Genomic DNA, 14,276 nt, shown 5'->3' with positions numbered 1-14,276 from the left:
ACAAGATTGATATTTGTTGATGCGGGGATACGATTTTAGTACATTTGAATTTATGGTTGGGTGGGGGCGGGTTTTTGAGATTGTTTGTTTTGGGCGGTTATTTCGGTGAACCCGCCCCTACAATATTGATGTTTTTTAGGGGATAGGATATTAGCGAACGGTGACTGTATGACTGAGTTGGGTGGGCGGGTTTTTGAGATTGTTTGTTTTGGGCGGTTATTTCGGTGAACCCGCCCCTACAATATTGATGTTTGTTGAGGGGAATATTATATTATCTAACTGTGACTGTATAACTGAGTTGAAAGGGTTTAAATTTAGCTGCGGCTTTGGGTTTTCCGCTGAGTTTTAACTCGTAGATTCCTGCCTTGGGAAATACAATTTCTGCTCCGGGAATGCCTTGGTAGCGCTCGGCAGATACGGCTTTCAAAGGCGGTTCAATCAGCGGTTTATCCCCCTGTTTGTGATTTTTTGGATAAACCGCTAGCTGGCAGTTGCACTGCTCTAAGGGGATAATTTGACCGCCCCTGCGAGTCAGTGCAAACCACACTTTTGCAGTTTCTCCGGCGCGGGGATTGTGGTTTGGTTCGAGGTGAAAGGTAGCGGCGACATCTCCCGAGATTTCGACTTCGTGGGCGATCGCAGTTGTGTTTAGCTGCGGTATGGGAAATATTCCGGCTTGTACTAGCAATCCCAAGAAGACTAACAATCCTAAACTTTTACTTTTCTTTGACAGGTGCAACATAGAAATTATCCAGTGATAAAATTGACCAAAATAAGCGCGATCGCACTAACAAAACTAACACCGCAACCGCGGCTAAGACGGCTGTCACCAGTCGATCGTACAACTTCCATTCAAAACCGCCGAGATAGTGGGAGCCGATGAGGGCTGCGTGAAGGGCGCACAGCAAAAAAGCGGGTACTGTTAGCAAATGAATTTGCCGCCACCGCTTCCCTAAATAATTTTGAAGCCGATCGCAACTTGTCACCGCTGCGGGTATCATCAACAGCAGTCCCAGCATTCCCAATGCCATCCCTAATTGATGCTGCGGCAGCATAAAAGATACAGCGTCAAAATTCCATTGCAGCGTATGATCTAGCATATGAAACGTGTGGGCAAGGGCGATCGCAAACCCTCCGACACCCAAAGCCCGACGGTAGCGCAACAGTGGCGGCAAAAACTTGCTGAGCGGACGCGCAATCAGTGCTAGCATCAAGCATATTAGGGCTGCGTGGCCTGTCAGATCGACCATTTCATCGGTTCGCAACAGAGTAATGATGCCGATCGCCAGTGTCACCCAACCACCTGCGCGAAACAGTTTACTGCGTTTGTGGGCGCTGAATCTGCCAACAAAAAATCCCACTCCCAGCATAGTTGGCAAGGTACCCGCTCCAAAAGCAAACATCGTTGCCGCACCCAAAATTGGGTTTCCGGTTTCCGCTGCTTTGATTTGCGCTGCATACAGGAAACCGCAGGGAATTAAACCCCAAAGCAAACCCAAAGCCAATGGTATCCACCAGTTGTTTTGAGTTGAAATCTTGGTCATTGCACTGCTGATGCGATCGTGCTTCACTGGATGCAGCAATGGCAAACGCGGCAGCAAATCTGGTTTAATTTGTACCAATCCAAACCAAATTAGCATTGTACCGGTGATAATGGCGATCGCCCGCCGCCACCCGCTACCGATACCTGCCATTTGCCCGCCTGCAATCAATACCGAACCCACTCCGCCAATTGCAGCGCCAACTAAAGCATAAGCCACAATTCTTCCCACATTTAATAGCAGGTGAAAGCGGAAGGAAGCTAATTTATCTTTGTCGGTACTTGACAGGGAAAACGCCACTGTCAGCGGGCCGCACATTCCGGCGCAGTGTCCGAAACTGCCGAGAAATCCTAAAGTTGCAATTAGCAGGATGTCTAGCATTTTGAGTCAGGGGATTTTAGATTTTACATTTTAGATTGGTTTTTACTGCTTATGTCATGTCTGGTCAATTACCCGCGATCTGGTTTGTAGTGAGGACTTTAGTCCTTGATTCCTAAGGACTAAAGTCCTCACTACAAACCCTTTTGATTGTGGTCAACTCTCAACTGTTTTGAATGCCGATCGCCAAAATCCCCAAAATTTTATCAACTTCATTCAAAAAATACTCTAATAAATCTATTTTAACTGATTGCCCTTCCAGTATCAAAAACTTCCAAATTTCTCCCGTTGTCACCACTCCATAAATCTTTGATACCTGATTTCCCTCGCGCTCATTAAACAGTTGCGCTGCATACATTTCGGCCACGTACTGACCCAACCCAGCATTAATATTTTCCTTTTTTGCCTCAACGATTAAAATCGCAGGTGCGCTTAGAATCAAAAGTTCTACCGATCGGCTAATCAGAAAATCGCAACTCCCGTTTAATCCCAAGTCGCTATCAACCGTAAAATCGACACCCGAAAACAAACTAATGCGATCGGGAAACAGTCTGGTGAACTACCCAACACCCATCTGAGCACAGATAGGGTGTAGGCTTCCCAATTCATTGGGGATTGCCTCGGTCTTCATGGCTTTTTTACGTCCTGATAACTTTGGTCTTACATCCCCTCCAAGGGCAGAAGAGCTAGTTCCTAACTCCAAAAGTCGCAAACCTTCATTTTTAATATTGATTGCAGCATTAATATCTCTATCATGCTGTTTCTGGCAGTGAGGACAATCTACAAACCTTACGCCCAATGAATCATAGCCTTTCTGTAGCATCGGGATTGGTAGTAGAGTCTCGCTACAAAGTTGAGAAGATGGGAAAAAACGTCCTATTTCTTGGTAGGTATGACCAAATTTCTCAGCTTTGTACTTGAGCATGGTTTGAAACATCCCCCATCCTTGGTCTGATATCGATTTTGCCAAGTTGGGATTTTTTACCATGTTCTTAACTGCCAAATCTTCTACACAAATAACTTGGTTTTCGTAGGCTATTTTGCGAGATAGCTTGTGTAGAAAGTCTTCACGAATTCTAGCTATTTTGCTAGAAACTTTGGCTAATATTCGTCTAGCTTTACGACGTTTATTAGAAGTTTTATCTGTCTTTTTAGCTAATTTTTTCTGTTTGCATTTTTTATTATTTTCTAGTTTGGCTAATTGCTTTTTAGGTAGGTCATATTTTGAGCCTTCGGAAGTTATAGCAAAGTGCTTCAATCCTAAGTCAACGCCGATAGCTTCCCTAATTGCAACTACCGGATTGTCATTTTGGTTAAAAAGAATAGATGCGTAGTACCTGCCGTCTGCATTTCTCGATATTGTTACAGTCGTGAATTTAGCATCAGGTAGTTGTTTGTGAAACACAGTTTTCATTAACCCCAGATTACCGGGAAACTTAATAACAGAATCCTCTGGCATCAGTTTGATATTTTGGGGATATTGAATTGATTCCTTACCATGTTTAGATTTAAAGTTAGGGAATTTAGCACGACCCTCAAAGAAATTGACAAACGCACTTGAAAGATTGAATGTTACTCGTTGTAAAACTTGGCTATAAGCTAGTCCCAACCATTCAAATTCTTTTTTTAGTCCCGGAAGCAACTTATCCATAGCTGCTTTAGAAAGCCCCTTGCCTGTTTCTTTGTACGCGGTGGTTGTTGCATTAAGCATATGATTCCACAACCATCTAGTATTGCCAAAACATTGAGCTAGATATGATTCTTGCTTGCCTGTAGGATAAATTCTCATCTTAACTGCTCTATACATGGTATCGACCTTACCGTGTTTACATATTCATAGTAACACATTTTTGATGATTGTTTCACCAAAAACAGAATATTTTGCTCGTTTCGTCGTCGTAGTCTTCCCGGTTTTCGCTGCGCTCAAATGTGGTCAGACTACACTCCTCAACTCACGCGCAATTCATCTCGACACTGACAAACGTACAGGTACAGTGTGAGCCTTCTTGCTGTTCGAGGTAAGTTCCAGCAAAATCGGCGCAATAATCATTTCTGAGCGCGATTTTTCCGTATTGCTCGCCAGAGCAAAAGGAACATTATAAGCTAAAGTTTCTGTTAAATAATTGCTGCATTTTAAATCAGGTACGGCCGAAAACAAATCTTGTCTGGGCGAAATCGTTAAATTTAAAGATTTTTTGACACTTGCCAAACTAAAATCGCTGTAAGCCATACCTTTTGCCCTTAATTTTTTACTTTCTTAGGACTTCTACCCCATCTGACTGACGCAAGCTACCCCGCGATCGAGGGTGCATCTTAATTTGGCAAGGGCGAAGCATTTCGGCACATAATTTATGAACCAGAACCAGAGATTGACTGCCGAAATGCTTCGCCCCTACGAATATATTTGCAAAAATCAGATGCACCCGCGATCGATCGACGGTTTGATTCGGGTACCATAACTGTCAACTGTCAACTGTCAACTGTTATAACTACTTTTGTTCTGGATGCGCCGCCGCCGGCGATGTCGCTCCCATTTGATTAATAGCAGCAATTAGCTGATAAAGCCGCCCCGCATCCCGCTGGTTGAAATGCAAAACTAGGCGCGGTAAAGCGAAGGTTTCATCTGTGGCTTCGGCGGGCAGAGCTTGACTTTTTTCAATTTTACCGTCTACCAAAATATCGCTAAAATTAGTATTTAGCCGATCGACATTCTCGTCAGAAAGTTGAGACTTCAAGCGAATTACCAGTTTTCCGTCCACGTAACGGCAGGAATGATAAACCAGATAAAAACTCGCGATCGCCTCACAAGCGACATTTATATCGTCTGTAATCGTGTACAGGCTGCGATCGTCCGCTGAAATCAAACCCCGACCCCGCAATTGTTTTTGTACAAAATAATTCCAATCGTGCCAATAATCGCCTCCGGGTCGATCGAGCAAAACCAAAGGGGCCGGCCCAAACTTGCCAGTTTGAGTCAAAGTCAGACACTCAAAAGCCTCATCCAGAGTGCCGAAACCGCCGGGAAACAAAGCCAAAGCATCGCTTTCCCGGAGAAAGAATAACTTGCGGGTGAAAAAATATTTAAAATTGAGCAACTTGGAGTCGCCCGCAATGACAGGATTAGAACTCTGCTCGAAAGGTAACTGAATGTTCAGCCCAAAAGAACGTTCCGCAGTCGCCCCCTCATTCCCTGCCTGCATAATCCCCCCACCGCCACCAGTAATCACCATAAATCCCTGCTGGGCGATCGCCCGTGCAAACTCTCTGGCTAGCAAATATTCCGCCGATGTCGGCGACACCCTCGCCGAACCAAAAATCACAATTTTGCGAACGTGGCGGTAAGGATAAAACATGGAAAAAGCTCTCTCCATATCTCGCAGGGACGCCGCCATAATCTTCCAATCGAGGCGATCGAGTTCCTCTCCAGCCATTTGCACGATCGTCGAGAGCGATCGTTCGATCCACTCAGAGTGCTTTAACATTGGCAGGCGATCGATTAAGTCGATCGCATCAGCTTGGAGGGACTCAAAACCTTGACCAGAAGGAATCATGAATTTTTCCGAAACGGTAACAATTTGTTGGTAGAAAAAATTAAGGGGCAAGCCAAATTTAGAAGCTAATAGCCACCAGCAAATAGCGCTGCTAGCAACTAATAACTTTTCCAGTAGCTTTACCCCGGTTTTGAAGATAGTTAGCTTTCGCGGCCCAAAAAAACAGCCCGAAACCTCTGGCAGTTTGGTTAAATGTACTTTTCCAGAGTGTTGGCCAGAGTAGTTTTCGGAACTGCCCCAACCACCATATCAACCCGCTGACCGCCCTTAAATATCATCAGCGTCGGAATGCTGCGGATACCGTATTGGCTTGCCACATTAGGATTCTCATCGGTATTAACTTTTACTACCTTCACCTGCCCTTCATATTGCTGGGCAATTTCGTCTACGACGGGCGCCACCATCCGACAGGGCCCGCACCAGGGAGCCCAAAAATCCACTAGAACTGGAACTTCGCTATCGAGCACTTCCTGCTTAAAGGTAGAGTCGGTTACTTGCGCGGCTGCTGACATCCCTAGCCATCCTTGTAAATACTATTTCTCGGATAACAAGTTTAGCAAAAAGTGTCACCACTTGCGTCAGTCGATTTTACGATTTTAGATTTTAGATTTTAGATTTACTTGCAGCATTGAATCTGGGAGCGTGAACTTCGATCGAATATTTTGAGTTCTCCACTCCTGGCGCCCGGGGCTGGTATCCGTTTTTGGGTAGGGAGCGACGACTTTAAGAGAAGGCTTCAGAAGGAATTCGAGAAATGGAAGTTATAAAAAGGCATTCGGCCGCAAAAAATTCTCTGTAACTCCCCCTCCCCCTCTCCCCCTCTCCCCCTTTCCCCCTCTCTCCCTCCCCCACTCTCCGGATCGAACAGCCTTAACCCCGTACCTACTGAGTAAAGGGGAGCGCTTGGGGTCAAAAAGGAACCGCCCGAACAGTAGTCCGGGCGGAGTGTGGTGTGAGGAGTGAACGGAAACATGCGTCTCCGCTTCTTATATTGTGACACCTCCTTCTCGATAATTCCACAACATTCTGTAAATTTCGAGACGATCGCACAAATTTTGTCAAGGTATCCTGGTATTCGATCGGTAAATCTACTTGCCCATGCCCAACTGCTGAGCTTTTTGATAAACTTTACCCTCAGTCAGCAGAGAAGGAGCAATCACCACTTCCACTTGCTGCATCTCCTTAATATCCTTAGCGCCCAGAGTGCCCATGCTAGTTTTCAGAGCTCCGAGCAAGTTGTGCGTACCGTCATCGAGCAGGGCTGGGCCCCGCAAAATTTGCTCCACAGTCCCAGTAGTCCCCACGCGAATCCGAGTGCCTCGCGGCAAAACCGGGCTGGGAGTCGCCATCCCCCAGTGAAAGCCCCGGCCCGGAGCTTCGGCGGCCCTAGCAAAGGGCGAACCAATCATTACTCCATCGGCGCCGCAGGCAATGCACTTGCAGATATCGCCCCCGGTAATTAAACCGCCGTCAGCAATCACCGACACGTATTTGCCAGTTTCGCGATAGTAGTCGTCCCGGGCGGCGGCGCAGTCTGCTACCGCTGTCGCTTGGGGAACGCCGACACCCAATACCCCCCTAGATGTGCAAGCAGCCCCCGGCCCTATGCCCACGAGAATGCCTGCGGCGCCAGTTTTCATTAAATTCAGGGCGACTTCGTAGGTGACGCAGTTGCCCAAAATTACGGGTATTGGCATCTCTTGACAGAATTGGGTCAAGTCCAAAGATGCGATCGACTCTGGGGAAAGAAAAGCAGTCGAGACTACAGTAGCCTGCACAAAAAATATATCGGCTCCCGCTGCGGCAACTGTTAAGCCGTATTTGCTCGCAGCGGCCGGTGTACCGCTGACGGCGGCAATCCCTCCTCCAGCTTTAATTTCTTTAATTCTGAGCTCGATTAATTCTGGCTTGATGGGTTCGGCATAGAGTTGCTGCATCAGGGACACAAATTCGTGGTTCCCAACAGAAGCGATGCGCTCTAAAATGGGTTGGGGGTCGGCATAGCGGGTTTGAATTCCTTCTAGGTTGAGCACGCCCATTGCTCCCAATTCCGACAGCAAAATAGCCATGCGGACATCGACTACTCCGTCCATGGCGCTGGCGATGATCGGGATTTCTCGATCGATCCCGCCAATCTGCCACTTAGTATCTGCCAAACTCGGATCGAGGGTACGCTGTCCCGGTACGAGCGCGATTTCATCTATGCCGTAAGCTCTGCGAGCGCTTTTGCCCCGCCCAATTTCAATATTCACGCTGTTTCACTTCCACAATGTATTTAAATTAGACTAACAAAAAGTTCGCCGACCTGTGGGTAACGATCGCGCGGCTGTGTTTAAAATAATCTCGTCACTAAATTCTGATTTTATGAAATCCAAGGAGATACTTTTCCTCAGCAACGGCCACGGGGAAGATGCGATTAACTGTCAAATTGTCAATGCTTTGAGAACATCTGCGCCAGATATTCAGGTTTCAGCGATGCCCATTGTCGGTGACGGGGCTGCTTACAGTCGATCGACAGTACCAATTATCGGGCCCACCAGTCCCATGCCATCTGGGGGAGTTTTTTACATGAATCCCCTATTTTTCCTCAAAGATTTGAGGGCGGGGCTAATTCGTTTGACTTTGCAGCAAGTGAAAGCTGCTTCGGCGCATTCGCAGCAATGCGATTTGGTAGTAACGACTGGGGATATTGTCGCGGCGGGGTTCGCCCATGCCACAGGCCGCCCGTATATAATTTTTCTGTCGGCTCATTCTACTTATTACGAAGGGCTAGCCGATTTGGGTTTCCTCTTGAATTATTTGCTTTCCTCCGAGCAATGTCTGGCTATTTTCACTAGGGATGCTTTGACTGCTGCGGACTTAAACCAACAGGGTTTCGAGAAAGCCATATTTGTCGGCAATCCTGTCATGGACAACCTCAATGCTATAGGCAAAGATTTGCAGTTAAAGCCCGGAGTTCGGACGATCGCCCTTCTGCCCGGTTCGCGGCTCCCCGAAGCCAACGACAACCTAGTTTTGCTGCTAAAATTGGTCAAAGAAATTGCCGCCAACTCTACCTTACCAGTGCAGTTTCGAGCAGCCTTAGTTCCAAGTTTAATGCTGGAATTAGATAATATTGCAGCGCGCTCCGGATGGCTGCACCGAGAAGGAAAGTTAGTTTGTCAAGAAATCAAACAGCATGGTAGCGAAAAAGCAGCAACAGTTGAAGTAATTTGCTACTCAGATGCTTTCGCCGACATTTTGCAGCAGTCTAATTTAGTAATTGGGATGACCGGAACTGCGATCGAACAAGCCGTAGGCTTAGGAAAACCAGTAATTACCATCCCCGGTAACGGTCCGTCATTTACCTATCGGTTTGCCGAGGCTCAAAATCGGCTTTTAGGTGATTCAGTGCAAGTTATTGGCAAAGAACCAGCAAATCCTGAGATTATCAAAGAAGCTGCCGCTTCACTCGATCGCACTTTGCAAGACAAAAAATATTTAGAGACTTGCGTAAAAAATGGCTTAGAAAGAATGGGGCGATCGGGCGGTAGCAGCCAAATTGCCGATCGCTTAACCAAATATCTTTCTGATTAATTGGAGTATACTGCTTAAACAATTGAGAGTTAGCAGTTGGCAGGAAAGCAGTTGACAGCGAGGTTTTAAACAGTTAATACTCAACGCCTGTAATTCTTAAAAAGCTAAATTTAGTTAGGAGAGGGATGGGCTTCTCGCATCCCCTGTTGTTATCAGAAAGAATTGGTTGAAAGCCCCAAGCCCGCTCAGGAGAAATTTTAAAAAGACGATTCATTACTCCAATCCTCTTCCTTCCAGGTAGAGGTCGCCCTCAACTGTCAACTGAAAAGTCTTGCCCAATGTTCCCAATTGAATCGATAGAGTTCATATTGCCAGCGTTCGTGAAACTCTGCTACAGAAATATGCAATGCTTGGTTGATGAGTTCCTTTTTCCGATATAATACAATACCGTTTACTTAACGCTTTTTAGGAATTTAATCTGACGATTTTCCTGGCAATACAAACATTTTTTGCAAGTCAGATTCTTCCTAAGTCAACCGTATTGCGATATAATATCCATTTGGCAGTTTGAAATCTATCCCAATCAATTTGCCAAATTGCTAATCTTGCCGTATCTTTTTGGCGATTGCTATGAATTGGTTCCCATGCGATAGATTCCCAATCGTTGAGTTGTACTGAGTAATGCAAGATATTGGGGTTGTGAATGTCGCGATGATAAAGTAATTTCCCGAAATCTGGATGATGGAAATTATTGTTGATTAAATTGTGAATATAATTTGACATGATTTTCTGATTTATTTGCTCTTACTATTATAGATATTTTTAAGTAAAGCACAGGCGATCGATGGCTAATGACTAATTACCAATTACCCACGATCGAATGTACCTCATGTTACTGAGAAAAGTGATAGTCATACCATTGGGGGATAATAACTCATCCGATTGGGTGAGGCGGAGTCGAGAGTTTGTGGCTGTATTATTAAACGGTTATTTTCAGGGAATCTATCGATGAAGTTGAAAGCTCTGTTCACTGGTTTAGTTGGTCTGACAGTTTTAGGAAGCGGTTTGTTGGCAGTGGAATCTGCGATCGCCCAACCAGCCTCTGTTTTTTGGCCGCTGATTGACGACATTCGCCGCCAATTGCCGAAAGGCTTGAAAATGCGACTGCCTGCCTCTATCCCCGCTACTCCGATACAGCTTTATCCTTTCATTGAGTCCGATGGTAAAGTATTTAAAGTTAATATCGGAATTAAGCCAGACTGCGCTAAATCTGCTAATGCTTCGTCTTGCACTGTCGGAGTATTCGCTGTGGTTTCACCCGCTAATTCTAAAAATTGGCCTGGGCAAGATAAGGATATTTCGCCAGTTAATTTGAGTGGTGGAATTCGTGGCTACTATTTAGCAAAAGGTGGTGGCAGAACTATTTCTTGGGAACAGGAAGGACTCAGATATGCCGTAGCGGTATCGGCGAGTGCAGTGTCTCAACAGCAGTTGCTGGATCTTGTTAATTCGATGGTGAGTCAACCGGCGATCGCCAGTATTCAATAATCGCACAAATCTAAAATTCTGAATTGCTCAACAATCTGACTATTTTTTGGGCATCGTTCAATTCGCCGACTATTCGCCGCACGGGTTTCGGCCAGATTTTAATTAAAGTGGGAGTTGCTGAAATCTGATCTGCTTCTGCTTGTTCGGGATGTTTTAACACATCGATTACTTTCAAAGTGTAGGGGCGATCGAGACATTGCTCTAGGAATTGGTATAAAGTTTTGAGGGTGCGTTCGGTGCTGGGGTTGCTCCCGGAAACAAACAGCCGCAAAACGTACCCTTGGGTTGGTGGCGGTGGGGTGAGTCCTGTTGGTTTGGTTCGCGGGAACAGCGGAGATTGTCGAAAGTGGGAGGGAGGCGCGATCGCAGAATTGTGAGAGTCCGATCGCCCAACGTCGATCGGATATCGTACAACTAAGTCGTGATTTTCCCAAAGTTCGGGGAATTGTTCGTGATAAGTGGCGATCGCCATTGGTTCGCAGATTTCGTCGCTGCGGGCTTCCCAAACCAAGTCGCCCGTGCCAAAAATGGCATTTAGCAGCGTTTGATGTCGCAGCACCGGGGGGTATGCCTCGGCTGCCACCCGCAACTGTCGATCGGTGCGATCGCGCCAGCAGTCAACGGTTGCCGTGTAGCAAGGTATCAGAAAATGGGGCGGTTCCGACAAACCGAGTATCTGCTGTAGGGCTACGCACAACTGCAAGTGCCACTGAGTTTGCTTGCGGGAGTCTATAGAATAGATTAAGTCTCCCCCTGGTGTAAACAGTGCAATGCCTTTAAAAAATTCTGGTAAAATCGGGCGATCGACTTTCATAAAAATAATACGGGATGCGGGAAACGAGCGCGTCTTTAGACCTGAGAGGAAAGCGACGCGAGGGACTTCAGTCCCCGTGTTCTTGAAAATGTGGTATAATTTGAATTGTGAGTAAGAACAAAAACATCTACGTGTTGAAACATCCTAGTATCGGAGAAATCCCTGCAACTTAGTACACAAGAGTGAGAGGTAACACAAAAAGAGCGGTGGGATGGCAGGATGTTGAGCGTACCGTGTCTTGGCTTAGCGATGGATTCTGAAAGCATTGGAAATAACAATCATTAGCTAGTAACTATCGCTTGACGATTGGTGACTAGGTAGACGGCGTTTGACGGCCGTAACGAGATTAGATTTAGGTAATACACGCTTGTCTAATTCTGTCAGTAGAATCTCAGTGGCGTTGACTCCCTGAGAGTGTCAATGAAGTACCAATAGACTTGCATTGCATAAATCTTTGATTGATAGATATAGCCTTTCTCTAAAAGGTTCGCGGACCAATTTTGCCAGGAAAAGCTTGACACTGTAACGGTTGCAGCATACCTCGGCATACCTCATCTTTCGATCGAAAGGCTATAAACCGCAGATGCAACGCAGATCAACGCAGATCATTTCAAGACTTGAGAGCGATTTTTGCAATCTTTTGTAATAACAGTTAACTATTAATTAATAACAGTTAACTGTTAACACTTAACACTCGACCTTTAGACTCGACCTCGGAGCATCTGGGCCATTTCGTTCGGGAACGGTGAGTTTTCTACAGCCAGTTCTTCAGTAATTCTACCTTCTTGATAAAGGCCGTAGAGCGACTTATTCATCGTCGTCATGCCTTCATAAGTATCTTTGATCATGATTTGATTGATTTCCTCATTCTGCCCCTTCAGAATGTATTCCTTAACCACGTCGGTATTGATCATAACGTCGTGGAAAGCAGCCCGCTTGCCGTCTGTGGTTTTGCACAGCAGTTGAGCAATAATCGCCACTAGGGATTCGGAAATTGAAACCCGTATGGCCTCCTGTTCTTCCGCCCCGAACATATCCAGAATCCGGTTCAGGGTTTTAACTGCACTGTTGGTGTGCAGGGTTCCCGCAACTAAGTGACCTGTCTGAGAGGCTTTGAGGGCGATTTCCACCGTTTCTCTGTCCCGAATTTCTCCTACTAGCAGCATATCCGGGTCTTGCCGCAGAGCGCCTTTGAGAGCGCTCATAAACTTGAGGGTGTGTCTGCCGACTTCCCGGTGCTTGATCAAGGATTTTTTGCTTTCGTGTACGAATTCTACCGGGTCTTCGATCGTGATGATGTTGTAGGCTTTATTTTTGTTGATGTAGTCGATCATGGCGGCCAAGGTGGTAGATTTGCCCGATCCTGTGGGGCCCGTCACCAAAATCAGCCCTTTGTGGTAGCCACATATTTTCTTAAAGACTTGCGGCAGGTTCAATTCCTCCATTGTCAATATTTTGGCAGGAATTAGCCGCAGCACCATCGCCGGGCCGGCCAAGGAGTCCATGCAACTGATCCGAATGCGGACGAAGCCGAAATCGAAAGCGCCGTCAAAGTCTAGGGTTTTTTGGAAAATTTCAATTTCTTCATCGCTCATGCACTCGCGCAGCCAGCCAAAAAACGTATCTAAATCCGACGGTGGATAGCCGATGTCGGCTATCTCGCCCCGGTTTCGGAAGCGCGGGAATTCGTTGACTCCGAGGTGAAGATCGGATACTCCTTCTTCTTTGGCTCGCATTACCAACTCTTTCAAAGTCGGAATTTTGCTGTTGCTGGAATTTTTAGGTGTGGCGAAGGATTGGGGCGCGGGTGCCGGTGGCTGTGTGGCGGCGGGTGGTGGGGGTGCTGGTGCTGGTGGCGGTGCTGGTGGCATTCCTGCTGCTCTGGGAATGCCTGGAGCTGGAGGGCGGGGCAGCCCGGGCGGTGGGGGAGCTCCGGGTACGGGCGGACGAGGAGCTGGCGGATGCTGTTGTGTCATATGCGCTACTTTGAATTTGGTGAGAAGGCTGACTCGAACAGTTGACACTCAAGGCGCGTAAACGCACTGAGATTCTTTAGAAGGAGATATCCACCGTTGGACATTGCTCGAACCGCTACTCGTAGAGCCGCTTAGTCGAACTCTACCGCAGCGCGACAGGGGGTGCCAATTCCCACTATTCTCTCCGCTATTTCTAGCATTGAGGCTACTTTGATTTGTTGTGAGTGATTCACTCGCCCCAGAGTCTTTACTTGCAAAGGCTAGAGGTAGGGTATCATTGGATACCAGTTTAACCATTTCGGTTAAACGTCTTTTAACTACAACGTCCAATTGCTAGGAGTTTCACCTTACTTTAGAGGTCAACGTGTGTGTGTCTATTTTAACACACTTCCCACATATAAAGCCGTCCTGTAAGGCTTGCCCTGAGCTTGCCGAAGGAACGGGGGTTGCACCCACAATTTCTGATGATTTGTGGAAGTTGGACAATGCCGATCGCCCGAAGAGGGTTTCTTGCACAAAAGCTTAACTGTTCAGATCAGTTTATCTCAAGAGGGGGTCGCAGCAAGGAAATATTCTGCTGTTTGCACGCGGGCGATCGCTCTGGGCCTACAATCGAATATGGATTTTCGACATTTTTGAATATTTTTTTAAAGGGAAAGACTTTTTCTTAAAAAACAGTATTATAAAACTTTATTAAGTTTGTAAGCAGTAGTAAGCAATAGTAGTATCATATAGTCAAAATGGTCAACTGAGAGAATTATTGCGATCGTCAAAAAATGGAGAGTCTGAATGCAACTAGCAGAGAGGCACATCATTAAATCCACCGAGAATCGTTTTGTTGAAATTGATGAACTAGCCTTTAAATCCAAAAATTTGTACAACGCGGCTAACTACCTTATCCGTCAAAGTTTTGTCTATGGATGGGGTTATATCAATTACAACGAAATGAACC

General features: G+C 46.3%; 14 protein-coding genes and 1 pseudogene. 4 read left to right on the top strand and 11 right to left on the bottom strand.

Going from position 1 to position 14,276, the window contains the following annotated elements:
* Positions 1-271: 271 nt before the first annotated feature.
* The 8 genes from JGK07_RS08125 to JGK07_RS08090 form a co-directional block, all read right to left on the bottom strand.
* The gene (locus tag JGK07_RS08125) at positions 272-742 is read right to left on the bottom strand and encodes a hypothetical protein (protein ID WP_293205188.1); all 471 of its coding nucleotides are present in this window, start codon (positions 740-742) and stop codon (positions 272-274) included.
* A complete protein-coding gene (locus tag JGK07_RS08120) occupies positions 717-1,922 on the bottom strand; it encodes a sulfite exporter TauE/SafE family protein (RefSeq protein WP_293223950.1) in 1,206 nt (401 codons plus the stop codon). The genes JGK07_RS08125 and JGK07_RS08120 overlap by 26 nt, the downstream gene beginning before the upstream one ends.
* 160 nt (positions 1,923-2,082) lie before the next feature.
* Positions 2,083-2,448 (bottom strand): hypothetical protein, encoded by a 366-nt coding sequence (locus JGK07_RS08115; protein WP_293201243.1) that lies wholly within the window; start codon positions 2,446-2,448, stop codon positions 2,083-2,085.
* 30 nt (positions 2,449-2,478) lie between these two features.
* A complete protein-coding gene (locus JGK07_RS08110; RefSeq protein ID WP_293198765.1) occupies positions 2,479-3,726 on the bottom strand; it encodes a transposase in 1,248 nt (415 codons plus the stop codon).
* 156 nt (positions 3,727-3,882) lie between these two features.
* Positions 3,883-4,149 (bottom strand): hypothetical protein, encoded by a 267-nt coding sequence (locus JGK07_RS08105; RefSeq protein ID WP_293181486.1) that lies wholly within the window; start codon positions 4,147-4,149, stop codon positions 3,883-3,885.
* Positions 4,150-4,408: 259 nt separating this feature from the next.
* Positions 4,409-5,470 carry an LOG family protein gene (locus JGK07_RS08100; protein WP_293181483.1) on the bottom strand — a complete coding sequence of 354 codons (1,062 nt, stop codon included), beginning with the start codon at positions 5,468-5,470 and terminating at the stop codon, positions 4,409-4,411.
* 188 nt (positions 5,471-5,658) lie between these two features.
* Positions 5,659-5,982 (bottom strand): thioredoxin, encoded by a 324-nt coding sequence (gene trxA, locus JGK07_RS08095; RefSeq protein ID WP_006631199.1) that lies wholly within the window; start codon positions 5,980-5,982, stop codon positions 5,659-5,661.
* A 576-nt stretch (positions 5,983-6,558) separates the two neighbouring features.
* Positions 6,559-7,722: a GuaB3 family IMP dehydrogenase-related protein gene (locus JGK07_RS08090; RefSeq protein ID WP_293192814.1), complete on the bottom strand. Its 1,164-nt coding sequence runs from the start codon at positions 7,720-7,722 to the stop codon at positions 6,559-6,561.
* 112 nt (positions 7,723-7,834) lie between these two features.
* Between JGK07_RS08090 and JGK07_RS08085 the strand changes: the two genes are divergently transcribed.
* Positions 7,835-9,046 (top strand): lipid-A-disaccharide synthase-related protein, encoded by a 1,212-nt coding sequence (locus JGK07_RS08085; RefSeq protein WP_293198767.1) that lies wholly within the window; start codon positions 7,835-7,837, stop codon positions 9,044-9,046.
* A gap of 456 nt (positions 9,047-9,502) precedes the next feature.
* Here JGK07_RS08085 and JGK07_RS08080 read toward each other — a convergent pair whose 3' ends face one another.
* The gene (locus JGK07_RS08080; protein WP_293181474.1) at positions 9,503-9,769 is read right to left on the bottom strand and encodes a hypothetical protein; all 267 of its coding nucleotides are present in this window, start codon (positions 9,767-9,769) and stop codon (positions 9,503-9,505) included.
* A gap of 225 nt (positions 9,770-9,994) precedes the next feature.
* Between JGK07_RS08080 and JGK07_RS08075 the strand changes: the two genes are divergently transcribed.
* Positions 9,995-10,534, top strand: a complete 540-nt coding sequence (locus JGK07_RS08075) for a hypothetical protein (protein ID WP_293181471.1) — start codon at positions 9,995-9,997, stop codon at positions 10,532-10,534.
* Positions 10,535-10,544: 10 nt separating this feature from the next.
* Here the strand turns inward: JGK07_RS08075 and JGK07_RS08070 are convergent, their stop codons facing one another.
* Together JGK07_RS08070 and JGK07_RS08065 are read right to left on the bottom strand one after the other, a co-directional pair.
* A complete protein-coding gene (locus JGK07_RS08070; RefSeq protein WP_293181468.1) occupies positions 10,545-11,348 on the bottom strand; it encodes a circadian clock KaiB family protein in 804 nt (267 codons plus the stop codon).
* 701 nt (positions 11,349-12,049) lie between these two features.
* Positions 12,050-13,084 (bottom strand): type IV pilus twitching motility protein PilT, encoded by a 1,035-nt coding sequence (locus tag JGK07_RS08065; RefSeq protein ID WP_293181465.1) that lies wholly within the window; start codon positions 13,082-13,084, stop codon positions 12,050-12,052.
* Between JGK07_RS08065 and JGK07_RS08060 the strand changes: the two genes are divergently transcribed.
* Both JGK07_RS08060 and JGK07_RS33130 read left to right on the top strand, forming a co-directional pair.
* Positions 13,074-13,385 carry a hypothetical protein gene (locus JGK07_RS08060; protein WP_293181462.1) on the top strand — a complete coding sequence of 104 codons (312 nt, stop codon included), beginning with the start codon at positions 13,074-13,076 and terminating at the stop codon, positions 13,383-13,385. The genes JGK07_RS08065 and JGK07_RS08060 overlap by 11 nt on opposite strands.
* A 728-nt stretch (positions 13,386-14,113) precedes the next feature.
* Positions 14,114-14,276: pseudogene (locus tag JGK07_RS33130) on the top strand (RNA-guided endonuclease TnpB family protein); the annotation flags it as partial.

It is taken from the genome of Microcoleus sp. PH2017_24_DOB_U_A, assembly GCF_020738205.1.
Taxonomy (GTDB): domain Bacteria; phylum Cyanobacteriota; class Cyanobacteriia; order Cyanobacteriales; family Microcoleaceae; genus Microcoleus.
The sequence above is the reverse complement of the archived record's forward strand: the minus strand, read 5'-3'. Positions and strand labels throughout refer to the sequence as shown.